24 protein-coding genes and 1 tRNA gene are annotated in these 22,201 nt (G+C 64.8%); 8 read left to right on the top strand and 17 right to left on the bottom strand.

What is annotated here, in order from left to right; genetic code table 11:
- Positions 1–90: 90 nt before the first annotated feature.
- The 9 genes from ACLV8F_RS14255 to ACLV8F_RS14215 form a co-directional block, all read right to left on the bottom strand.
- Positions 91–1,062 (bottom strand): Bug family tripartite tricarboxylate transporter substrate binding protein, encoded by a 972-nt coding sequence (locus tag ACLV8F_RS14255; RefSeq protein ID WP_411884853.1) that lies wholly within the window; start codon positions 1,060–1,062, stop codon positions 91–93.
- A gap of 77 nt (positions 1,063–1,139) precedes the next feature.
- The gene (locus tag ACLV8F_RS14250) at positions 1,140–1,886 is read right to left on the bottom strand and encodes a GntR family transcriptional regulator (protein WP_411884852.1); all 747 of its coding nucleotides are present in this window, start codon (positions 1,884–1,886) and stop codon (positions 1,140–1,142) included.
- A 153-nt stretch (positions 1,887–2,039) separates the two neighbouring features.
- On the bottom strand, positions 2,040–2,342 hold the full coding sequence (locus ACLV8F_RS14245) for a hypothetical protein (protein WP_411884851.1): 303 nt from the start codon (positions 2,340–2,342) through the stop codon (positions 2,040–2,042).
- Between the two features lie 60 nt (positions 2,343–2,402).
- Complete coding sequence (locus tag ACLV8F_RS14240; RefSeq protein WP_411884850.1) at positions 2,403–2,867, bottom strand: DUF962 domain-containing protein; 465 nt, start codon at positions 2,865–2,867, stop codon at positions 2,403–2,405.
- 130 nt (positions 2,868–2,997) lie between these two features.
- Entirely contained in the window at positions 2,998–3,972 is a 975-nt protein-coding gene (locus tag ACLV8F_RS14235; RefSeq protein ID WP_411884849.1) for a Bug family tripartite tricarboxylate transporter substrate binding protein, read from the bottom strand.
- 41 nt (positions 3,973–4,013) lie between these two features.
- A complete protein-coding gene (locus ACLV8F_RS14230) occupies positions 4,014–5,042 on the bottom strand; it encodes an Ldh family oxidoreductase (protein WP_411884848.1) in 1,029 nt (342 codons plus the stop codon).
- Positions 5,042–5,968, bottom strand: coding sequence for a hydroxyacid dehydrogenase (locus ACLV8F_RS14225; RefSeq protein WP_411884847.1), 927 nt, complete (start codon positions 5,966–5,968; stop codon positions 5,042–5,044). Before ACLV8F_RS14225 ends, ACLV8F_RS14230 begins: the two co-directional genes overlap by 1 nt.
- Positions 5,969–5,979: 11 nt before the next feature.
- The gene (locus tag ACLV8F_RS14220) at positions 5,980–7,155 is read right to left on the bottom strand and encodes a UxaA family hydrolase (RefSeq protein WP_411884846.1); all 1,176 of its coding nucleotides are present in this window, start codon (positions 7,153–7,155) and stop codon (positions 5,980–5,982) included.
- 150 nt (positions 7,156–7,305) lie between these two features.
- Positions 7,306–7,587, bottom strand: coding sequence for a UxaA family hydrolase (locus ACLV8F_RS14215; protein ID WP_007862870.1), 282 nt, complete (start codon positions 7,585–7,587; stop codon positions 7,306–7,308).
- Between the two features lie 112 nt (positions 7,588–7,699).
- On the opposite strand from ACLV8F_RS14215, the gene ACLV8F_RS14210 reads away from it, so the two are divergent.
- The 3 genes from ACLV8F_RS14210 to ACLV8F_RS14200 are packed head-to-tail and all read left to right on the top strand — an operon-like array spanning position 7,700 to position 10,344.
- Positions 7,700–8,500 carry a GntR family transcriptional regulator gene (locus ACLV8F_RS14210; protein ID WP_411884845.1) on the top strand — a complete coding sequence of 267 codons (801 nt, stop codon included), beginning with the start codon at positions 7,700–7,702 and terminating at the stop codon, positions 8,498–8,500.
- A gap of 2 nt (positions 8,501–8,502) precedes the next feature.
- Entirely contained in the window at positions 8,503–9,282 is a 780-nt protein-coding gene (locus ACLV8F_RS14205; protein WP_411884844.1) for an inositol monophosphatase family protein, read from the top strand.
- A gap of 48 nt (positions 9,283–9,330) precedes the next feature.
- Entirely contained in the window at positions 9,331–10,344 is a 1,014-nt protein-coding gene (locus ACLV8F_RS14200) for a YeiH family protein (RefSeq protein WP_411884843.1), read from the top strand.
- A gap of 9 nt (positions 10,345–10,353) precedes the next feature.
- On the opposite strand, the gene ftsY is transcribed toward ACLV8F_RS14200, so the two are convergent.
- Positions 10,354–11,463, bottom strand: a complete 1,110-nt coding sequence (gene ftsY, locus ACLV8F_RS14195) for a signal recognition particle-docking protein FtsY (protein WP_411884842.1) — start codon at positions 11,461–11,463, stop codon at positions 10,354–10,356.
- 73 nt (positions 11,464–11,536) lie between these two features.
- On the opposite strand from ftsY, the gene ACLV8F_RS14190 reads away from it, so the two are divergent.
- From ACLV8F_RS14190 to ACLV8F_RS14170, 5 genes are all read left to right on the top strand, one after another.
- Complete coding sequence (locus tag ACLV8F_RS14190) at positions 11,537–13,027, top strand: M16 family metallopeptidase (RefSeq protein WP_411884841.1); 1,491 nt, start codon at positions 11,537–11,539, stop codon at positions 13,025–13,027.
- A 34-nt stretch (positions 13,028–13,061) separates the two neighbouring features.
- Positions 13,062–14,426 (top strand): M16 family metallopeptidase, encoded by a 1,365-nt coding sequence (locus ACLV8F_RS14185; protein WP_411884840.1) that lies wholly within the window; start codon positions 13,062–13,064, stop codon positions 14,424–14,426.
- Positions 14,423–15,076, top strand: a complete 654-nt coding sequence (rsmD, locus tag ACLV8F_RS14180; RefSeq protein WP_411884839.1) for a 16S rRNA (guanine(966)-N(2))-methyltransferase RsmD — start codon at positions 14,423–14,425, stop codon at positions 15,074–15,076. Before ACLV8F_RS14185 ends, rsmD begins: the two co-directional genes overlap by 4 nt.
- A 90-nt stretch (positions 15,077–15,166) precedes the next feature.
- Positions 15,167–15,676 carry a pantetheine-phosphate adenylyltransferase gene (coaD, locus tag ACLV8F_RS14175; protein WP_411884838.1) on the top strand — a complete coding sequence of 170 codons (510 nt, stop codon included), beginning with the start codon at positions 15,167–15,169 and terminating at the stop codon, positions 15,674–15,676.
- 2 nt (positions 15,677–15,678) lie between these two features.
- The gene (locus tag ACLV8F_RS14170) at positions 15,679–15,948 is read left to right on the top strand and encodes a YfhL family 4Fe-4S dicluster ferredoxin (RefSeq protein WP_411884837.1); all 270 of its coding nucleotides are present in this window, start codon (positions 15,679–15,681) and stop codon (positions 15,946–15,948) included.
- A gap of 11 nt (positions 15,949–15,959) precedes the next feature.
- Here ACLV8F_RS14170 and pth read toward each other — a convergent pair whose 3' ends face one another.
- The 7 genes from pth to ACLV8F_RS14135 form a co-directional block, all read right to left on the bottom strand.
- On the bottom strand, positions 15,960–16,583 hold the full coding sequence (pth, locus tag ACLV8F_RS14165; protein WP_411884836.1) for an aminoacyl-tRNA hydrolase: 624 nt from the start codon (positions 16,581–16,583) through the stop codon (positions 15,960–15,962).
- A 141-nt stretch (positions 16,584–16,724) separates the two neighbouring features.
- Positions 16,725–17,420, bottom strand: a complete 696-nt coding sequence (locus ACLV8F_RS14160; RefSeq protein ID WP_411884835.1) for a 50S ribosomal protein L25/general stress protein Ctc — start codon at positions 17,418–17,420, stop codon at positions 16,725–16,727.
- Between the two features lie 113 nt (positions 17,421–17,533).
- On the bottom strand, positions 17,534–18,508 hold the full coding sequence (locus tag ACLV8F_RS14155; protein ID WP_411884834.1) for a ribose-phosphate pyrophosphokinase: 975 nt from the start codon (positions 18,506–18,508) through the stop codon (positions 17,534–17,536).
- Positions 18,509–18,741: 233 nt separating this feature from the next.
- Positions 18,742–18,818, bottom strand: a tRNA-Gln gene (locus tag ACLV8F_RS14150).
- Positions 18,819–18,903: 85 nt separating this feature from the next.
- Complete coding sequence (ispE, locus tag ACLV8F_RS14145) at positions 18,904–19,824, bottom strand: 4-(cytidine 5'-diphospho)-2-C-methyl-D-erythritol kinase (RefSeq protein WP_411884833.1); 921 nt, start codon at positions 19,822–19,824, stop codon at positions 18,904–18,906.
- A gap of 29 nt (positions 19,825–19,853) precedes the next feature.
- Complete coding sequence (locus ACLV8F_RS14140) at positions 19,854–20,372, bottom strand: lipoprotein insertase outer membrane protein LolB (RefSeq protein ID WP_411884832.1); 519 nt, start codon at positions 20,370–20,372, stop codon at positions 19,854–19,856.
- Positions 20,373–20,388: 16 nt separating this feature from the next.
- Positions 20,389–22,170, bottom strand: coding sequence for a tetratricopeptide repeat protein (locus ACLV8F_RS14135; RefSeq protein WP_411884831.1), 1,782 nt, complete (start codon positions 22,168–22,170; stop codon positions 20,389–20,391).
- Between the last annotated feature and the right edge of the window lie 31 nt (positions 22,171–22,201).

The following is a 22,201-nucleotide window of genomic DNA, read 5'->3' as shown; positions in this document are numbered from 1 at the left end:
TGGCAGGGAGTCCTGCGGATGGGATGAGAGCGGGGATAGTCGGCCCGCGCGGCCATACGGCAGCGCGGGCGCGGAAAAAAAAATGAGGCGTTAGCTGTCGAGCTGGATGTTCCTTTCCTTGGCGAGTTTGGTCCAGCGGGCGATGTCGATCTGCATGAAGGAGCCGAAGAATTCGGGCGACATCTGCACCAGCTCGATGGCTTCGGTGGAGAGCTTGGTCTTCATGTCGGGTTGCGCCAGCACCTGGGTCAGTGTGGAGCTCAGGGTTTTCACGACGGCTTCCGGCATTTTGGCCGGGCCGACCACGCCGTACCACTGGATGGCGTCAAAGCCCTTGAAGCCGGACTCCTCCATGGTGGGAACGTCCTTGAGCAGCGGGTGGCGCTTGCGCCCGGTCACGGCCAGCGCCCGCATGCGGTCGCCCTTGAGGTAGGGCAGCGCGGCCGCCAGCCCCGGGAACATCACTTGCGTCTGCCCGCCCATGAGGTCGGTGAGGGCCGGCGCGATGCCGCGGTAGGGGATGTGCACCATGAAGGAATCGGTGGCCTGCTTGAACAGCTCGGCCGTCAGGTGGGTCAGCGATCCGGGCCCGGCCGAGCCGTAGCTCACCTTGCCGGTGTTCTTCTTGAGGTAGTCGATGAGTTCCTTGACGTTCCTGGCCGGCACGCTGGAATTGACCACCAGCACGTTGGGCGTGGCGCCAATCATGCCGATGGGCGTGAAGTCCTTGATCGGGTCGTAAGGCAGCTTGCGCGTGGCCGGGCTGGTGCCGTGCGTCGCGACGTAACCCTGCATCAGCGTGTAGCCGTCCGGCGCCGCACGCGCCGTGGCCTGGCAGGCAATCACGCCGCCGCCGCCGCCCTGGTTGTCGACCACAAAAGTCTGGTTGAGTATCTTGCCCCAGCGTTCGGTCACGGTGCGCCCGACCAGGTCGCTGCCGCCGCCGGCCGCGACCGGCACGATGTAGCGGATGGGCTTGCTGGGGTAGGCCGGCTGGGCCAGGGCCAGGCCGGGGGCGTAAATAAGGGCCGGTGCTGTTTGCAGCAGGATACGTCGTTTCATGGTTTTGTCTCCAGGGTTGATAAAGGAAGGACGGAAGGCTTTTGCCGGCTGGGCCGGTCTTGGCGCCTTCGTGTCCGCTATTCGGGTGTCACGGATTCGGTGGCGGCCGCCGCGGCGGGTTGGGGAAGGCCGGCTTTGTGCAGGCGCTGGTAGGCATCGCCCACGTGGTGCGACATCAGGGCTTCGCAGCGTTCGGCGTCGGCATCCCGCAGGGCCTGCACGATTTCCACGTGCTCGGCGATGGAGGCCTTCATGCCGACGTCCTGCGACAGGTTTTTCAGCCGCGACAGGTGCAGCTTCTGCACGATGCCGCGGTAGGTTTCCGAGAGCTGCTGGTTGCCCGCGGCTTCGACGATCGCCCAGTGAAAGCGCAGGTTTTCCGAGTAGTAGCGCTGCACCTCGTGCTGCGCGGCGGCCTGCAGCATGGCGTCGACCGAAGCCTCGAGCAGCGTGAGCAGCGTTTCGCGTTGCGCCTGCGGCAGGCGCGCGGCGCAGCGCCCGGCAAAACCGTCCAGCAGGCCGCGCATCTGGTAGAGGTCGCGTACTTCGGCGGCGTCCAGCTGGCGCACGAACACGCCCGAATGCTTGCGTGAGATCACCAGGCCCGAGCTTTCCAGCTCGCGCAGCGCTTCGCGCACCGGCACCCGCGAAACCTGCAGGCGGCTGGCCACGTCCGGCTCATTGATGCGCTGGCCCGGCACCAGGACCCCCTTGAGGATCAAGGCCAGCATGTCGTCGCGAACCAGCTTGGACAGCGGGACGTCGCGTACGGTGTCGAAATGCCCGGCGGGGGATTCCGTCAACCAGGGAAGCATGGGGGTCATGGATGGCATCCGTTATTTCGTATACGAAAACGGATTCTGCCAGCAAAGCGTACCAAAAACCATGCGGCAACAGGCTTTTGTTCGGGATTTAACTGGTCAACGACTCAGATTTGGATCAGGAAGCGGAGGCGGCTAGAACCGCCCGCGCGTCGCTCAGGGCAGGCGCTTGTCGTCGCGCACTTCGCGGACCTCGACATCGACGACGTCTGCAGTGCGAGGCGTATTGACGCTGTCACGGCCGGCGCTGCCCGGCCACATGCCTTGGGGTGAATAACGCTGGAAGCGGCCGAACACCATGGCGGGCGCCGGCTTGCGGCCGGTGACCAGCGATTTCAGCAGGCTCAGCAACACGACGACCAGCGCGGCGGCCAGCAGGCTGACGGCAAACACCGCCGCAAACAGGCCCAGCACCAGTTTGAGGAAAAAACGCAGAATTTTGCTGATCAAGCGGAGCACCCGTGAAAAGGTTTAAACCTCACAAATGGAGCCAGCGGGCGCTTTTTCAAGCTGGACGCATCACCAGCGAATGCCCAGCCTGGCGAAGGGTTTGCTCAGCACAAACAGCGGGCCGACCCAGAGGTACTGGATGTCTTCGAAGAAGGAAGGCTTCTTGCCTTCTATCTTGTGGCCGATGAACTGCAGGATCCAGGCGCCGACAAAAATGGCGGCGCAGACCGGCAGCACCAGCGGGCCCATGGCGAACACGATGCCCAGGAACAGCACCGACCACAGCGCCATGCTCACAAAGAACACCGCCGACAGGCGGGCGTAATACACCATGCTGGCCGCAATGAAGGCGTAGGCCACATAGGGGTGCAGGGCGAACATCATGCCGACCAGGCTCAGCATGATGAGCGGGATGGCGATGAAGTGGATCAGCTCGTTGCGCGGATTCTGGTGGCTTTCGCTGTAATGCGCCAGCAACTGGTCAACCCTGCGGGGGCCGGCAATGGTATCGGGAATATCCGCCATGTCGTTCATGTATGTCTCCAGTGGGCGAGGAGCGCCTCCGGGGCGGATTTTCCGTCAGGCCGCCCGGGCCGCAGCGGTGTTTTACAAAAGGTAACGAAGGCCGCGAGCGGCCTGCGGACTTTCCACCTACTACGCGGCCTCAGGTCGCGGTGATCTTGGCGGTCTTGATGATGCGGTTCCAGCGCTCGATCTCGTTCTTCAGGAAACGGCCGAATTCGTCGGAACCTTTTTGCGTGACGCGAAAGCCCTGCTGTTTGGCGCGTTCTTCCACGTCGGCGCTGTACATGATCTTGATCATTTCGCGCGAGTATTTTTCGACGATGGCGTCCGGCGTCTTGGCCTGGATCATGGCGGCCGTCCAGTTCTCGACGAACAGTCCCGGCATGCCGGCCTCAAAGGCGGTCGGCACGTCCGGTACCGCGGGGTGGCGGCTCAGGCTGCACAGGGCGATGGCGCGCAGCTTGCCGCCCTTGACGTGGGCGATGGATTCCGGGAAGTTGGAAAAGATCACGTCGAGCTGCCCGCCTATCAGGTCCGTCATCGAAGGCGCACCTCCGCGGTAGGGGATGTGCGTCATCTGGGTCTTGTTCAGGTCGTTGAACAGCGCCATGGTCAGGTGCGGCGGCGTGCCGTTGCCGCTGGAGCCGGCATTGAGCTGACGCGTCTTGGACACCGCGATCAGGTCCTTGAAGTCCTTGATGGGGCTGTTCACCGGCACTACCACCAGCATGGGCGAGCCGGCCAGCAGGGCGACCGGGCGCAGGTCTTTGGTCAGGCTGTAAGGCGCGTTGGGAAACAGCGCCACGTTGGCCGCGTGCGTCAGCGTGATGGCCAGGATGCTGCTGCCGTCGGGCGTCGACTTGGCCACCTGCTCGGCGCCTATCTGCGCATTGCCGCCGGCCTTGTTCTCCACGATCACCGACACCTTCCAGGCCTCTGTGAGTTTCTGGGCGACGGTGCGCGCCATGATGTCGGTCAGCCCGCCCGGGGCAAAGGGCACGACGTATTTGATGGTGCTTCCCGGCTTGGGGAAGTCCTGCTGGGCCTGGCCCAGCCCGGGGATGCCCGCCAGCGCGGCGCCTGCGGATGCCAACACGATGTCACGACGTTTCATGCTTTGTCTCCTTTGTGTTTTAACCAACCAACTGCCTTCAACTAATTCACGACTGATCCTTCTTGGGCTAACTTGTCGAGTTGCGATTTGAGTGTATCGGGGATGGTGATCCCTGCCTGTTGCGCCATGGCTTCCAGTGCGATACGCCGCGCGCCGGCCAGGCGCACGCCGTCGTCCTGCAGCATTTCGTCGATGAGGGTCTCCATGCGCTCGAAGTAAACGTCGGCGCCGGCCAATGCGCCGGGGTCTATCAGGATGAAAGCCTGGCCTATGCGCGGCTGGTTGCCTTCATCGATAAAAAAAGTCGTGGCTTCAAAAGAAAAACGCGCGCCTATGACGGCCGTGACCAGCAGCTCCACCATCAGCGCCAGCATGGAACCCTTGGGGCTGCTCACGGCGCCCAACGGCAGCATGGAGCCTTCGAGGGCCGCCTGCGCATTGGTGGTGGGTTGGCCTTCGGTGTCCAGCGCCCAGCCCAGCGGAATCGGCTTGCCTTCTTTTGCGGCCAGCATCACCTTGCCGCGCGCCACTTCGCTGAGCGAGAGGTCGATCATCAGCGGGTTGGCATCCCTGCGCGGAAAAATCGCGGCCAGCGGGTTGGTGCCGAACACCGGGTGCTTGCCGCCGGCGGCCGGCATGGCGGCCGGCGCGTTGGCAAAACCCAGGCCCACCAGGCCGGCATCGGCGGCAGCGCGCAGGTGGTCGATCAGCACGCCGCAGTGGTGGCTGTTGGTAACGCCGACAAAACACACGCCCATCTCTCTCGCGGTCGCAATCGCCGTGGCGATCGCCAGGTCGCAGGCCGGAAAGGCCAGGCCCTGGCCGGCATCGACCAGCACTGTCGCGCCTTTGTTGCGTGTGATCACAGGCACGGCCTCGCCGTCGGCGCGGCCGTTGCCCAGGTGCGTGGCATATTGCGGCACCCGGCTCAAGCCGTGCGAGGCGATGCCTTGCGCATCGGCGCGCACCAGCGCTTTCGCGGTGCTCAGCGCCATGGCTTCGGAGGCGCCCGCGGCGCGCAAGGCCTGCGCGCCGAGGCGGGTGGCTTCTTCAAGGGATAAATGGGCCATCAGTTGAGACTCTCCAGGACTTTGTCGGCGATCATGAACGATACACGTTCATTCGACTGCGCGCTGACGCCGGAAATGTGCGGGGTCAGCAGCAGGTTGGGGCAGTCCCGCAGCGAGGTGCTTGCGGGAAACGGCTCCACGTCGAACACGTCGATCGCCGCGCCGCCCAGCCGGCCGGCCCTGAGCGCGGCGCCCACGGCTTCGATGTCGACGATGTGGCCGCGCGAGGTGTTGACCAGCACCGCGCCTTTTTTCATCTGGGCGATGCGCGCGGCATTGAACAGCCCGCGCGTGGTGTCGACCAGCGGCACGTGCAGCGTGACGGCGTCCGCGCCGGCGATGAGTTCGTCAAGCCCCACCTGCCGCACGCCGGTTTGCGCGAAGACGTCGGCGCCGGGCGGCAGCATCGCGTCGTAAGCGATCACTTGCATGCCCAGGCCTTGTGCCAGGCGTGCCGTCATCTGGCCTATGGAGCCGAAACCGATGATGCCCAGCACCTGCCCGGCGGTTTCGCGTCCGTTGCCCAGTGCCGCGCGCGGCCATTCGCCGGCGGCCACTGCCGCGCTGGAGGCAAAGGCGCCGCGCAGCAGCAGCATGGTGCTGGCGATCACGTATTCGGCCACGCTGAGCGCATTGGCGCCGGTGGCCGGGATGACCTTCATACCTTTGGCCTCGCAGGCTGGCACGTCGATATTGTCCAGCCCCACACCCAGCCGGCCCACCACCTTGCAGCGGGTGAGCGCGGCGAGCAGCTCGCCGCGCACCTGCGTCAGGTTGCGCACGACCAGCGCGTCGGCCGTCGCCGCCTCGGCCCGCAGCCGGGCGGCATCGCCGACCAGCTTGGGGTCGTAGAGCACCTCGTGCGCCGCTTCAAGCTGCGCCACGGCGCGCTCATCCATGAACTCGCTGATGACAATGCGCGCCATGCGTTCTTACCTCAGGCGGATTCGAAGAGGCGCGTCAGCACGAACTCTCGGTGGCCCAGCGCCTCTGCGGCGGTCAGGCGGCCGTTGGCCGTGCGCAGCATGTTCTCCAGCAGCTTGTCGCCGGCCTGGTCCAGCGTGATCTCGCGTTGCAGCAGGCCCGAGGTGTCCACGTCGATGTGTTCGCTCATCAGGCGCACGGTGCGCGGGTTCGAGCAAATCTTGATGACCGGAACGATGGCGTTGCCGATCACATTGCCCTGGCCGGTGGGGAAGAAGTGCACGGCGTAACCCGAGGCCGCGCACAAGGTCACCATTTCGGCTGCGGCGCTGGACGAATCCATAAACCACAGGCCCGGGTGTGTGGGCTTCTCGGCCTTGTCGATGACGCCGTCCACCGTGCAGACCTTGCCGATTTTCTGGATGTTGCCCAGGGCTTTTTCCTCGATGGTCGTGAGACCCCCGGCGATGTTGCCCTTGGTCGGCTGCGAGTCTGAGAGGTCGCTGGTCTTGTGGCGGTTGATCATGTCCTGGTAGCGGTTGAACATGAACATGAACTGGTCGCGCACCGTGTCGTTGGCGCAGCGGTCGGCCACGATTTTTTCGCCGCCGGTGATTTCCGAGGTCTCGCCGAAGCACAGGTAGTTGCCCAGCGGGTGCAGTTTGTCGAAGGCGTTGCCCACCGTGGGGTTGGCGCCGCAACCGGATGTCGTGTCGGACTCGCCGCACTTGGTGGACACCCACAATTCGGAGATGCCGCAGACTTCGCGCTGTTTTTCGCTGGCCCACTGCACGTATTCGCGCGCCGCCTTGGAGGCCTTCATGATGGTCTCGTGGTCGCCGTGGCCCTCGATGCCGAAGCCGACCACCGGCTTGCCGGTGGTCGCGATGCCGTCGACCACCTTTTTGGTCCAGCTGTCTTCAATGCCTATCACCACCACGGCCGCGACGTTGGGGTTGCAGCCCGCGCCTATCAGCGTGCGGAAGTGCAGGTCCAGGTCGGCGCCGAACTGCAGGCGGCCGTAAGGGTGCGGAATCGCCATGCAACCCTTGATGTTGTGGGCCACGGCTTCGGCCGCCGCGTTGGACAGGTCGTCCAGCGGCAGGATGATGACGTGGTTGCGCACGCCGACGCGGCCGTTCTCGCGGCGATAGCCCAGGAATGTGGTGTCTTTGTTAATGACTGACATAAGGAATCCTTAAAAAAAGTAACTTGGATTGATGGTGCGCCCGGCGTAGCGAGCGGGCGGCAGGCAAGGCGCAAACCGGAGCCGGGCTGATGCCCGGCGAGAATTTGCAACGACGCATCCCGCCCGCGCAGTAGCCAAGCAAGCCATCAACTACCACCGCTTTGTTTTGATGTTGTGCACGTGCGCGTGCTGGCCGGCCTTGATGTTGGCGACGACCTTGCCCATGTCGATGCCGTACTTCAGCACGGTGTCCCCGACGGCCATGTCTTTGAGGGCCACCTTGTGGCCGATGGGAATGTCCTGCTGCGCCTGCACGTTGATCATGCGGTCCTCGTCCATGATCCAGCCGGTCATGGCGGTTCCCGCCTTCACACCTTCCACCACCACAACGGCCACGGTGTCTTTGGCGTCATGCAATACAAAATGAATCATGGGGTCTCCATCAAGGGCCTGAGTTAAATCGAGCCGCCAGTTTTATGGAGGCGCAAAACCTTGTCAACGAACTCATATATATGACTTGTACGACCCGCCTATCGGTGTTTCAATGGCGGCCGTGAACGCGAAAAACAGATCCACACCCTTGCGCCCGCTGGCGGGCGGGGACGCCTTGCCGCTGTACCGCCAGGTCAAACGCGAACTGCAAAAACTCATCGAAGCCGGGCACTACGGTCCGGGTAAACCCCTGCCCAGCGAAGCTGAAATTGCGGGCGTTCTGCAAGTGAGCGTGGGAACCCTGCGCCATGCGGTGGACGAGCTGGTGCACGAGCATGTGCTGGTGCGCCGCCAGGGCAAAGGCACGTTCGTGGCGCCGCACACCAATGCGCGTTTCATGTTCCAGTTCTTCCACGTGGAGCCGCGCTGGAACTTCGGCGACGACGATGCGGCGCGCGACCGCGATTACCCCGAGATCGACTGCATCGCCTTCGCGCGCGAACGCGCGACCGAGGTCGAAGCGGCCGCCTTGCGCATCAAGGCGGGCGAGTACGTGTTCCGCATGGAGAACCGGCTCGCCTTGCGCGGCCGCGTGGTGATGCACGACAGGATTTCCATCTCGGCGGCGCTGTTTCGCAACCTCACCGAAAAGCGTTTTGTCGAAAGGCCCAGCACGATTTACGCGCTCTACCAGACCGACTTCGGCATCACCGTGCTGCGGGCGCAGGAGCGCGCCCGCGCGGCGCCGGCCGACAGGGCCACGGCCCGCGTGCTGGGCGTGGCGGCCGGTGCGCCGGTGATGGAAGTGCACCGGCTGGCGCTGACCTTTGGCGACAAGCCGGTGGAGTACCGCGTCTCGACCATCAACACCCAGGCGCACGACTACGTCAGTGTGCTGTCGAAGAAAGCCTGAGCATGGACCTTGTTTTTTTGCTCGAAAAAGCCCGGCTCGCCGGCATGGAGGCAGCCACCCGCATCAAGCAGGCGCGTGCCGCCCTGCAGCCGGCCGACGTCAGCCAGAAAGCGCCGGGCGACTGGGTCACGCGCTTCGACCGCGAAGTGGAAGAGGATCTGCAGGAAGCCTTGCAGCAGGCTTTGCCGCAGGGCCTTTTTGTCGGCGAGGAAAGCGGCGGTGAATTGACGGATGAGCCGACCTGGCTGGTCGACCCGATCGACGGCACGGCGAATTTTGCGCGCGGCTATCCGCAGTACGCGGTGTCGATTGCGCTGTGCGTGGGACGCGAGCCCGTGCTGGGTGTCATCGTCGACCCATCGCGTGATGAAGTATTCACCGCCGCGACGGGATTGGGCGCCTGCCTCAATGGGCGGCGCATCGCATGCGCCGATGCGCGCCTGCCGGTCCAATGCCTGGTCGCGACGGTGTTCCCGAAGCCGGGTGCGCCTTTCATGGACCACTACCTCGGCGAGTTCGGCCGGGTGCTGAAAACATTCGGCCAGGTCCGCAGAAGCGGCGCGATGGCGCTGGAGCTGGCCTACGTCGCCGCCGGCAGGGTCGATGCCTTCTGGGCGCGCGGCATGGGCGCCTGGGACGCGGCCGCCGGCATCGTGTTGCTGCGCGAAGCGGGCGCCGTGATGCACGCGGTGGACGGCTTGCCGCTGCTGCAAAGCCGCATGCTGGTGGCCGGCAGCCCGGCCGGCGCGGCCTTGCTGGAAGGCGTGCTCAAGCATCCGTGAGCGCATGCCGCCCGTCTGTTTCTTTCCGATTATTTTTGTTGGGTACCCATGATTCTCAAATGGCGTTTGCAACTGGCTTCGTATTTTCCGGGCGTGCTGGTGTGCATGGTGATTGCACTGGCGGCCACCTTTGTGTCCGAGCATTACGGTGGGCCGCAGCTGCTGTATGCGCTGCTGTTCGGGCTGGCCTTTCACTTCCTGAACAGCCACCCGCAGACGGCCAAGGGCATAGGCTTTTGCGGCCGCGTGGTGCTGCGTGTCGGCGTGGCCTTGCTGGGTGCGCGTATCACCTTCTCGCAGGTGGCGCACCTGGGGCTGGAGACCGCGGGGGTCATCATGCTGGCGGTGTTGCTGACGATAGGGCTGGGCGTGCTGTTGGCGCGCTGGCTTGGTTGCTCGCGCGACGAAGGTTTGCTCTCGGGCGGCGCGGTCGCCATCTGCGGCGCGTCGGCGGCGCTGGCGATTTCGTCCGTGCTGCCCCAGACCAAAGAGAACGAACGCTTCACCTTGCTGGCTGTTGTGGGGGTCACGGTGCTGTCGACGCTGGCCATGGTGGTCTATCCCTTCAGCCTGCAGGCCATAGGCTTGCTGCCGGGCCAGGCCGGCATCGTGCTGGGCGGCTCCATCCACGACGTGGCGCAGGTGGTCGCGGCCGGTATGATGCTGGGCCCGCAGGCCGGCGACACGGCCACGGTGGTCAAGCTGTTCCGCGTGATGATGCTGATGCCCGTGGTGCTGGTGATTGCGGTGATGTACCGCAAGCATCCGGCCGTCAAGGTGCCCGAAACCGAAGTGCCGCTGGTGCCGGGTTTCCTGCTGGCCTTTGTCGTGCTGGTGATGCTGGCCAGTGTGGGCCTCATCACCCCGCCCATGGTGCAACTGGCCGGTGACGCATCGCGCTGGATGCTGGTGACGGCGATCGCCGCCGCGGGCGTGAAGACCAGCTTTGAAGACCTGCTCAAGCTGGGCTGGAAACCGGTGGCGCTGCTGGTCACCGAAACCGTTTTTATCGTGGCCTTTGTGGTGGCCGCGGTGCTGCTGCTGCGCCTGGGCGTAGCCTGAGAGGCGCGATCAGCCCAACAGGGCCTGCGCGAATTCGCGCGCGTTGAACGTTTCCAGGTCTTCGAGCTGCTCGCCCACGCCGATGAAATACACCGACACCGGGCGCAGCGCCGGCGATGCCAGCGCGCGTTCACGCGCCCACAGCGCGATGGCCGCCAGCACGCCGCCTTTGGCCGTGCCGTCCAGCTTGGTCACGATAAGGCCGGTCAGCTGCAAGGTGTCGTCAAAGGCCTTGACCTGGGCCAGGGCGTTCTGGCCGGTATTGCCGTCGATCACCAGCAATACCTCGTGTGGTGCGGTGGCGTCGGCCTTTTGCACCACGCGCTTGATCTTGCGCAGCTCTTCCATCAGGTGCAGCTGCGTGGGCAGGCGGCCGGCGGTGTCGACCAGCACGACGTCCTTGCCGCGCGCCTTGCCGGCTGTCACGGCGTCAAAACTCACGGCGGCCGGGTCGCCGCCTTCCTGGCTGACGATCTCGACGGTGTTGCGGTCGGCCCAGACGCTGAGCTGCTCGCGCGCGGCCGCGCGAAAGGTGTCGGCCGCCGCCAGCAGTACCGAGGCGCCTTCGGTGGCGAGGTGGCGCGTCAGCTTGCCGATGGAGGTGGTCTTGCCGGCGCCGTTTACGCCGGTCACCATGATCACGGTGGGCTGGTACTGGCCTATCACCAGCGGCTGCTCCAGCGGTTTGAGCAACTGCGCGATCGAATCGACCAGCGCGTTCTTGACGGCGACCGGGTGCGTCATGCCGCCTTCGCGCACGCGGCGCTTGACGTCGGCCAGCAGGTGTTCGGTGGCTTTGCTGCCGGCATCGGCCATCAGCAGCGCGGTTTCAAGGTCTTCGTAGAGCGCATCGTCGATGCGGCTGCCGGTGAACACGGTGGAGATGCTGGAGCCGGTCTTGCGCAGGCCGGCCTGCAGCTTGCTGAGCCAGCGCTCGCGCTCCGGCGCGGCCGCACCCGGAACCGGGATGGCGATGGGGGTGACCAGCGCACTGCCTATCAATCCACCCCCGGCGGGCGCCGGCGCGGCGGCTTCTGCTGCGGGCGCGGCCGGGGCCAAGGGGGCCGGGGAGGGCGCGACGGCGGGCGGGGGGGATTTTTTCTTGAAAAAACTGAACATTGGGTATGCTTGTGGAGTCCTAGTGAGCTGTTGCACCGTTGCGGGGCAACGTGCGGCGCCACACAGCTATTCTATGAAACACCCCAGGCAAGCCCTTTTGACCTACCCAGTACCCCTTCCCCGCCCCGTTTTTCGCCTTTGCCGTGCCCCTGCCGCCTTGCTGGCCCTGTGCCTGGCCGGCGCCGCCTTTGCCCAGGCGCCCGCCCCGGCGCCGGTGGTGGAGCAGTTCACGCTGGCCAACGGCCTGACGGTCATCGTCAAGCCCGACCACCGCGCTCCCACGGTGGCGCACATGCTGTGGGTGCGCGTCGGCTCCATGGACGAGGTGGACGGCACCTCGGGCGTGGCCCACGCGCTGGAGCACATGATGTTCAAGGGCACACCGATGGTCAAACCCGGCGACTTTTCCAAGCGCGTCGCCGCGCTGGGCGGCCAGGACAACGCCTTCACCAGCCGTGACAACACCGGCTTTCACCAGCAGGTGCCAGCGGGCAAGCTCGAGGACGTGATGCGGCTGGAGGCCGACCGCTTTGCCAACATGCAGTGGCCCGACGCGGAGTTCACCCGCGAGATCGAGGTGGTCAAGGAAGAACGGCGCCTGCGCACCGAAGACTCGCCGCGCGCCATGCTGTACGAGCAGGTCACGGCCATGACCTTCATGGCCTCGCCTTATCGGCGCCCCATCGTCGGCTGGATGAGCGACCTGGACGCCATGACGGCGGCCGACGTGCGCGATTTTCACCGGCGCTGGTATGTGCCAGCCAACGCGGCCGTGGTGGTGGCGGGCGACGTGGAAGTCGCCCAGGTCAAGAAACTGGTTGAAAAATACTACGGCGGCATTCCCGCCCGCGCGGTGCCCACCCGCAAGCCCCGCGACGAACCCGAACAGGACGGCATGCGCCGCCTGGACTACAAGGCGCCCGCCAGCCAGGCCTATGTGAGCCTGTCTTTCAAGGTACCCAAACTGGAGCCGGCCGACCTGCTGGACCCTGTGGCCGGCGCGCCGGCCTCGCCGACTGCTGCGGGTAGCCGCGACGCGCTGGCCCTGACCGTGCTGGCGGCGGTGCTGGACGGCTACAGCGGCGCGCGCCTGGAGCGGGCGCTGGTGCAGGGCGAAGGCCGGCTGGCCGACGGCGCCGGGGCGTCCAGCAGCCTGATCGGGCGCGGCCCCAAGCTGTTCATCCTGGACGGCGTGCCGGCCGAGGGCAAAACCACGCAGCAAGTCGCCGACGCGCTGCGCCGGCAGGTCGCCATCGTTGCGCAAAGCGGCGTCAGCGAGGCCGAGCTCAACCGGGTCAAAACCCAGTGGGTGGCCAGCGAAACCTACAAGCTCGACTCGGTGTTCAGCCAGGCGCGCGAACTGGGCTCCAACTGGATACAGGGCCTGCCGCTGGACGGCAGCGCGCGCGTGATCGCCCGGCTGCGCACCATCACCGCCGCTGAAGTGCAGGCAGTGGCCGGCAGGTACTTCGGCGACGACCAGATGACACAGGCCACGCTGCTGCCGCAGCCGGTGGACCCCAACCGCAAGCCGCGCAAGCCGGCTGTCACCATCCGGCATTGAGCCGGATTCCCGAACCGGACGAGCTGAACATCCCATGACACCTGTTATTCCAAAAAGAGCTTTTCACGCTCTCTTCGTCGGCCTTGCGGGCTTTTCCTGCCTGGGCTTTCATGCGGCGGCGCTGGCCGCCATCCCCATCCAGCAATGGACCCAGCCCAGCGGCGCCCAGGTCTACCTGGTCGAGAGCCCGGCCATCGCCATGGTGGACGTGCAGATTGATTTTGACGCCGGCGCGCGGCGCGACCCGGCGGCCCAGGCCGGCCTGGCGAGCGTGACGACCGGCATGCTGGACAAAGGCGTGCTGGCCCGGGATGGTGCGCCCGCGATGGATGAAAACGCCCTCAGCGAAGCCTGGGCCGACCTGGGCGCGCAGTTCGGCGCCGGCGCTACCTCGGATCGCATGGGTTTTTCGCTGCGTTCCCTGACCGATCCCGAGCTGCTCGACAAGGCGGTCGCCCTGGCCGCGCGCGAAATCGCCGAGCCGTCTTTTCCCGACGCCATCTGGCAGCGCGAACGCCAGCGCATCCAGGCCGCGCTCAAGGAGTCCTATACGCGGCCCGCGAGCATCGTAGGCCGCGCCTATGCGCAGGCGGTGTACGGCACGCACCCCTACGGCTATGAGACGACCGAAGCCACACTGGCGCGCATCAGCGTGGCCGACATGCGCGCCCTGCACGCGGCCAGCGTGGTGGCCTGCCGCGCGCGAATCAGCATGGTGGGGGCAGTGACCCGCGCGCAGGCCGATGCCATCGCAGCGCGTTTGCTGTCGCGCCTGCCGCAGCAGCCCTGCGCCAGCCTGCCGCCCCTGCCGGAGGTGGCCGAAGTGGCGCCGCTGGTTCAGGCCGAAGAAAAACGCATTGCCTTTGATTCGGCGCAGGCCCACGTGCTGATCGGCCAGCCCGGCTACAAGCGCGCCGACCCGGACTATTTCGCGCTGACGGTCGGCAACTACATCCTGGGCGGCGGAGGGTTTGTGTCGCGCCTGACGCTGGAAGTGCGTGAAAAGCGCGGCCTGACTTACGGCGTCTCCAGCTATTTCTCGCCGGGCCTGCATGCCGGCGCCTTCACGGTAGGCCTGCAGACGCGGCCCGACCAGGCGCCCCAGGCCGTGACACTGGTGCGCGACGTGCTGAAAGAGTTTGTGGCCAACGGACCCACCGAAGCCGAGCTCAAGGCCGCCAAGGACAACCTGGTCGGCGGCTTCGCGCTGCGCATCGACAGCAACCGCAAGCTGCTCGACAACGTGGCGGGCATCGCCTGGAACCGGCTGCCGCTGGATTACCTCGACACCTGGACGCAGCAGGTGGACAAGGTGACGGTGGCCGACATCAAGGCGGCCTTTGCGCGCAAGCTGCAGCCTGAGAAAATGGTCACTGTCATACTCGGCGCCGCACCATGAAATACACACCCGCACCCACAGAAACCCCCGCCGGCAAAAAACCGCGTCCCAAGGCCGGCAAGGTGGTGGGCCGCAAGACCGTGCCGCCCGGTGAAATCCGCATCATCGGCGGGCTGTACAAACGCACCAAACTGCCCGTGCCCAGCAAGCCCGGCCTGCGCCCCACGCCAGACCGCGTGCGGGAAACGCTGTTCAACTGGCTGGGCCAGGACCTGACCGGCTGGCGCTGCATCGACGTGTTCGCCGGCACCGGCGCGCTGGGCTTTGAGGCCGCCTCGCGCGGCGCAGCCGACGTCGTGCTCTGCGAGCAGGATCCGGCCCTGGTGCTGCAGCTCAAGGCGGTGCAGGCCAGGCTCAAGGCCGACATGTGCCGGATCGAGCGCGGCGACGGCCTCAGCATCCTCAAGCGTACCGCGCCCGCCAGCCTGCAACTGGTGCTGCTGGACCCGCCCTTTGAGTCCACCGCGTTCGAATCCACGCTGCAAGCCGCGGCCAAGGCCATAGGCCCGACCGGCGTGGTCTACCTCGAAGCCCCCAAAGCCTGGAGCGACGAGGAATTGCTGCCGCTGGGCCTCAAGGTGCACCGCAGCGGCAAGGCCGGCGCCGTGCATTTCCACCTGCTGGCCGGGCTGGGCGCGCCGGCGGCCTGATACCGCTCACGGGTCCGGCAGCCTTGCCTGCCTCGTGGTTACAAGGGCCGGCCAGTGGGCCCCAGGAGCCGGCCGGGCATAATTCCGGCTATGGCAACCCCGCGTATCGCTGTCTATTCCGGCACTTTTGACCCCTTCACACTGGGCCATGAGGACGTGGTGCGCCGCGCGGCCGGCTTGTTTGACCAGCTTGTCATTGCCGTGGCAGCGGCCCACCACAAGAAAACCCTGTTTTCGCTGGAAGCCCGCGTGGCGCAGGTGAAGGCCGAAACGCGGGGCCTAAGCGGCGTGACAGTGCTGCCGTTTGACGGCCTGATCATGGATTTTTGCGCGGCGCAACAGGCTTCGGCCGTGGTGCGCGGCATTCGCAACCTGACCGACTTTGACTACGAAGCGCAGATGGCGGCCATGAACCGCAAGCTGCGCCCGCAGGTGGAAACCGTGTTTTTGTTGCCCGACGCGCCGCTGCAATGCATCAGCAGCACGTTGGTGCGCGAGATCAGCAAGCTGGGCGGTGACGTCGCCCAGATGGTGAGCCCGGCGGTGGCGTCAGCCCTGGCAGCCGCGCACCGGGCCGCCAAAGTTGAAAAAGGGGGCTGAACATGGCCCTGATGATCACCGACGAATGCATTAACTGCGACGTCTGCGAGCCTGAATGCCCGAACCAGGCGATTTACCTGGGCAAGGAAATTTACGAAATCGACCCGCACAAGTGCACCGAATGCGTGGGCCATTTCGACGAGCCCCAGTGCGTGCAGGTCTGCCCCGTGGCCTGCATTCCGCTGAACCCGCAGCACATCGAAACGCGCGATACGCTGTGGGAAAAATACCAGCGCCTGCAGGCCGTCATTCCCATCATTGCAGCCCGTTAAGGGCTTGATCTTCAGTCTTCGGATTCGGGCTCGACGATCTTGCGCGGCGGCTTGGGGCGCGGCGGCGTGCTGGTGTGAATCATCATCGTGGCTTTTTCCATCTCGCCCTTGAGCAGCTCAGGCACCGCCTTGAGGCAGCGCGCGATGCAGTCTTCAATGGCGACGCGGTGCTCGGCCGAAGGCTTTTTCAAGACCCAGTTGACCACTTCAGCCTTGACGCCCGGGTGGCCCACGCCTATGCGCAAGCGCCAGTAGTCGGCCGTGCCCAGCTGCGCATGGATGTCGCGCAGGCCGTTGTGGCCGGCATGGCTGCCGCCGAACTTGAGCTTGACCTGGCCCGGCACGATGTCCATCTCGTCGTGCGCCACCAGAACTTCCTCAGGGGCGACTTTGAAAAACCGTGCCAGCGCCGCCACCGATTTGCCCGACACGTTCATGAAGGTCAGCGGCTTGAGCAGCCAGACGTTCTGGCCGTTCACCGTGATGCGGGCGACCTGGCCGTGGTAGCTTTTTTCCAGGCTGAGCGGTGCCTTGAGCTCGCGCGACAGCGCGTCTATCCACCAGAAGCCGGCGTTGTGGCGTGTGGCCTCATATTCAGGGCCCGGATTACCCAAGCCGACAAAAAGTTTGATCATTTGGAAATTTCCATCGCCCAATTCTAGGGGCGTGCCTGCGGTGCCTTGCATCCCTGCAAAAGAGTTGCGCAATAAAAACGGCCCTTGTCCTGCAGGAGGACAAGGGCCGTAGGGCCTTTTCAGGCCTGCGCGTGAAGTGGATTACTTCTTGGCGGCAGGCTTGGCGGCGTCAGCCTTGGCGCCGGCTTTGGCTTCCTTGGCGGCTGCGGCTTTGGCGGCTTTCGGGTCCACCGGAGCGGCTGCTGCAGCGGCTGCTGCGGCATCGGCTTCGGCTTCTTCGGACACGGCGGACACGGACACCAGCACAGGATTTTCCTGGCCCTTGGGGACAAACTTCACGCCCTTTGGCAGCGTGATGTCCTTGACGTGCAGCGGCGAGCCCTTCTTCAGGCCCTTCAGGTCGACGGCGATGAATTCAGGGATGTCGGCCGGGAAGCAGGAGACGGTCAGCTCGGTGATCACGTGGTTGACCAGGCAGTTTTCGGTCTTGACGGCCGGCGACTCTTCTTCACCGCTGTAGTGCAAAGGCACCTTGACGGTCATCTTGGTCTTGGCTTCGACGCGCTGGAAGTCGATGTGCAGGATCTGTTGCTTGTACGGGTGCATCTGCAGATCGCGCAGCAAAACTTTCTGTTCCTTGCCAGCGAGTTCCATCTCGAGGATGGAGGCGTGGAAGGCTTCTTTCTTGATGGCGTGCCACAACGCGTTGTGATCGATTTCGATCAGCGTGGGTTCAGCGGTGCCACCGTAGACGATACCGGGCGTGCGGCCCGTGATGCGGAGACGGCGGCTCGCACCCGTGCCCTGCTTTGCGCGCTCAAAAGCGACGAATTTCATAATCTTCTCCAAAAAGGGCAGGCCGCGACCAGCTCACCCCGACTTTAAAAAGCTGCCCAAATACCGTGAAGCCGTCTGGCGTCGCGGGCAGTGCAGCCGCTTTTTGTTTCAGGTCAGAACAGGTTGTCCTGGTCCGAAAACAAACTCATGACCGACTCTCCCTTGGCGATGCGCTGGATGGTTTCAGCGATCAGCGGCGCCACGGAGAGCTGGCGAATCTTCTTGCAGCCTTCTGCATTGGGGCTCAGCGGAATGGTGTTGGTGATCACCACTTCATCGAGCGCGTCGCCCTGGGCGATGCGGTCTATGGCCGGGCCCGAAAAAATCGGGTGCGTGCAATACGCGTAAACCTTCTTGGCGCCGCGCTCCTTGAGCACTTCAGCCGCCTTGACCAGCGTGCCGGCCGTGTCGATCATGTCGTCCATGATCACGCAGTTGCGGCCTTCGATGTCGCCGATCACGTGCATCACTTCCGACACGTTCGCCTTGGGACGGCGCTTGTCGATGATGGCCATGTCGCAGCCCAGCTGCTTGGCCAGCGCCCGGGCGCGCACCACGCCGCCCACGTCGGGCGAGACGACCATCAGGTCGGCGTAGTTCTTCTGGCGCAAATCGCCCAGCAACACCGGCGACGCATAAATATTGTCGACCGGGATGTCGAAAAATCCCTGGATCTGGTCGGCATGCAGGTCCATCGTCAAAACACGCGACACGCCCACGGCCTGCAGCATGTTGGCCACCACCTTGGCCGTGATCGGCACACGCGCCGAACGCGGACGGCGGTCTTGCCGGGCATAACCGAAATACGGAATCACCGCGGCGATGCGCTCGGCCGAAGCGCGCTTCAGCGCGTCGACCATGATGAGCAGTTCCATCAGGTTGTCGTTGGTCGGCGCGCAGGTCGACTGCACCACGAATACATCACGGGCCCGCACGTTCTGCTGGATCTCGACAGTGACTTCACCATCCGAAAAACGCCCCACATGGGCCGCTCCCAGCGAAATGCCCAGGTGCTGGGCGATGTCGGAGGCCATGCTCGGATTGGCATTGCCGGTAAAAACCATGAAGTCGGGGTGGTGCGTTTGCATGTGGGGCCCAGCTGCTACAAGGACTTGAACGTGGCTGAAATTTTTGGTTGAAGCAAGATACGCACGGGAGACAACACGCTGCAAGGGGCTTGGCAGTGAGCGCCGCTTGGCCTGTCGTGTTTCCAAAAACACACAGACCCGCTGATACATATCACGCGGGTCTGTCAGGAATCATGCGGGCCCGCTCCGGGCGGGTCCGCAACACTGTGGGCTGTGGCCCTCAGTCTTAAATTTGGCAGGGGTGGAAGGATTCGAACCTGCGAATGCCGGAATCAAAATCCGGTGCCTTAACCAGCTTGGCGACACCCCTACACAGGACAGTTGTTGTTGCCAACAACAGACCTATAACTTATTCATTTATGGTCGCTTGGAAACACATTTCGAGAGCGGGTAGTTTACCAACCTGCCAGCGGATGCGCCTCCAAATTACTGCATTTGCGGATTTTCCAACCGTCAGGCAATCCTGACACGTCGGGCAAATCTGCTTCATGCAGCAGTTGCGCAAATACAGCACTTCCGGAGCCGGTCATGCGCCCTTGGAGTTGTCTGCTTTTCAGCCAATCGAGCGATTGGCCGATCTGCAGGCACATCTCCTGCGCTACCGGCTGCAAGTCGTTGCGGCCGAATCCGAAATCAACTGATTTCGACGGGCCTTCAGCATTTGCAGCAAAGCCTTGGATTGTAGCAGTTTCTGTATCGCGTTTGAGACCAGACGCGCTGAAAATACCTTGGGTGGGGAGTCCGGCGGCCGGCTTGAGCACCACAAAGCGGGCCGGCGGCAGGGCCAGCGGCGTGATTTTCTCGCCTATGCCTTCGACCCAGGCGTGGCCGCCCGAGAGGAAAAAAGGCACGTCGGCGCCCAGCGAGAGGGCCAGGGCATTCAATTCCCGCGGCGGCAGGCGCACGCCCCACAAGCGCCGCAGCGCGAGCAGGCAGCTGGCCGCATCCGACGAGCCGCCGCCCATGCCGGCTTGCGAGGGAACGCGCTTTTCCAGGCCGATGTGCACGCCCAGCGAGGTGCCGCAAGCGGCTTGCAGCGCTTTGGCCGCCCTGACCGCCAGATCTTCGGCGGGCAACGCTTCGCTCACCGGATCGCCGGCTTCACGCGTATCCAGGTCCTCCCGTGTGATACGGCCGTCGGTGCGCAACTCAAAGTGCAGGGTGTCGCACCAGTCGATCAGCATGAACACGGATTGCAGCAGGTGGTAGCCATCGGGGCGGCGGCCGGTGATGTGCAGGAAAAGATTGAGTTTGGCTGGCGCCGGTACGTCGTACAGGGCCTTGAGTGGCCGCGCGGCGAAGGCAGATGAAGTCATGAGGGGCGGGAAAGCAGCGGGGTCGGGATTTACTGGTCAAGTACGACACGCAGGTCGGCCTGCGGCGCGGGCTCTGTCCTTTTGGCTGAAATCCGGCCTTCCTTCTGGCGCGACAGGTCTGCGGACCAGCCGCTGGCGGCGGCGTTGTCGCCCTGCAGCCAGGCAAACAGCGCGTCCAGCGGTACCGCCGCGCCCGTGGCTTGCGCCATCAGTTCGTCGACGGAGGCAAAGCGTTGAACTTTGCCGCCGCCCGAGTCCAGCACCGCTTCGCCGGGCGACCAGCGCAGCACGCCCAGCACATTGCCCAAAGGGCTGATCAGCGAGAGTTCGCCGCGTTCGGCCCGGCCCTTGAGCTCGAAGCTGGCGGAAAAAGACTGCACCGGCTCGCTCTGCACCTGCAGGCTGATGCGGCCAGTCCAGAGCTCGCTCTTCAGTCCGTCCTGGGCCGTGGCCCTGGGCAATTGCGCGCAGCCTGCGACCAAAAAGACGGCAAAGACAGAGGCAAAAACAAGGGCCCGCCCGGCCAGGCGCGTAGAGGTGATCTGCAAGATGGAAGTTCCGGAGTTACAGCTTCACGCGCAGGCGCTTGAGCGTTTCGAGCAGTGTTTCGTTCTCGGGATTGAGCAGCCGGCCTTCTTTCCAGATGACGATGGCGCGGTCGCGCTGGCCCATGGTCCACAGTACCTCGCCAAAATGCGCCGCGATTTCCGCGTCGGGCTTGGCCTTGTAGGCGGCCTCGAAGATACGCACGGCTTCGGCGTTGTTGCCCAGGCGAAATTCGACCCAGCCCAGGCTGTCGCGGATGAAGGGATCGGAAGGCGCGAACTCCAGCGCTTTCTGGATAAGCCCGCGCGCCTCCGGCAGGCGCACATTGCGCTCGGCCAGCGAGTAGCCCAGGGCGTTGTAAGCGTGGTGGTAGTCGGGCTTGAGCTGTATGACCTTGCGCAGCAGGGTTTCCATCTCGTCGAGCTTGTCCAGCTTCTCGGCCATCATGGCCTGGTCGTACAGCAACTCGGTTTCATCCGGGGTCTTGACCAGGGCCTGCGCCAGCACGTCATGGGCCAGCTTGTATTGCTTGAATTCGCGCAGCAGGGCGACTTCCGCGTTCAGTTTGACCCTGGCATCCGCCGGGTTGCGCTCCGGCAGCTTGCGGATCAGTTGGCGGCCTTCTTCGAGTTTGCCCTGGCTGGCCAGGATGGAGGCGCGCCGGGTTTGCGCCAGCGCCAGGTCGGAGGAGTTTTCAATCTTGGCCAGCCAGCTTTCCGCCGCCGCGTAATCCTTGCGCTTTTCCGCTATTTGGGAAAGGGACAAATAGGCCTGGGCCAGGCCGCGGTTGCGCTCACCCTCGGAGGCCTGCTGCTGCGCCAGGCCGACGTAGCGCTCAAGCGAGGCTTGCGCCTGCGCGAGCTGGTTGTCCTGCAGCTGCAGCGAGCCCAGCACCAGCCAGCCTTCCGGAAGATCGGGTTTGTCGCGTGTGACGACCTGCAGCTGCGCGGACGCTTCGTTGTAACGCTGGGCATCCAGCAGCGCCCGGGCATAGCCCATCCTGATTTCAGGCATGGCTTTGGGGTTGCCTTCGAAATACTTGCGGACCACGGCTTCGGCGTCGGGCAGCTTGGGGTCCATCAGTTCGAGTGCGACCAGGGCCGGGCCTTCGGCAAAGGGCATGGCCGTCTGGGCACGCTGGGCGGCGGCCAGCGCGCCACTGGCGTCGCCCGCCGCCAGGCGCATGCGCGCGACGGTGGTCCAGGCGGAGCCAGCGGTGGCGGGGTTGGCCAGGTAATCGGCCAGCGCCTCTTCCACGACGGTGGCAGCGAGCTTTTTGTCCGTCACGCGGGCAAAGACACGGGGAAGCGTCGCCAGCACGGCGGGCCGCTCCACGTCCGGCGCCAGCTTGATTTCGGTTTGCAGGGGCTCGGCCGTCTCGGCGATGCGGTTGAGCGCCACCAGGATTTGCAGGACGTAGCGATTGGCTTCGCGCGATGTGGGCTGGTCCTGCTTCCAGGCCTTGGCCGCCTGCAAGGCCGCATCGCCCGAACGCGATTGCAGGGCAATGTCGGTCGCGCGCTGGTAGAGCTGGGCATCGCTGGTTTTGCGCGCGGCATCCAGCATGAGCGCGAAGCCCGCGGCGGGCTCGCCGTCCTGCAGGGTCATTTCGCCGACCAGCAACTGGTAGAACAGGGCGCTGTCCAGGAGCGAAGAGGGGGCGGCTTCCTGCGCCGCCTTGGCCTCGACCAGCGTGGCGGGCGCCGCGGAAACGGGCTCGGGAGTCTGTGCCAGGGCCAGGGGTGTGACAAACCACAAGCCGCTGAGGGCAAGGCCGGCAAGGCCAGATTTTTTCTTCATCGAACCATGATAATTGAAGCTCCCGGGCCGC

Source organism: Polaromonas sp. YR568 (assembly GCF_943369675.1).
Taxonomy (GTDB): domain Bacteria; phylum Pseudomonadota; class Gammaproteobacteria; order Burkholderiales; family Burkholderiaceae_C; genus Polaromonas.
This window is presented reverse-complemented; position numbering and strand designations above follow the sequence as displayed.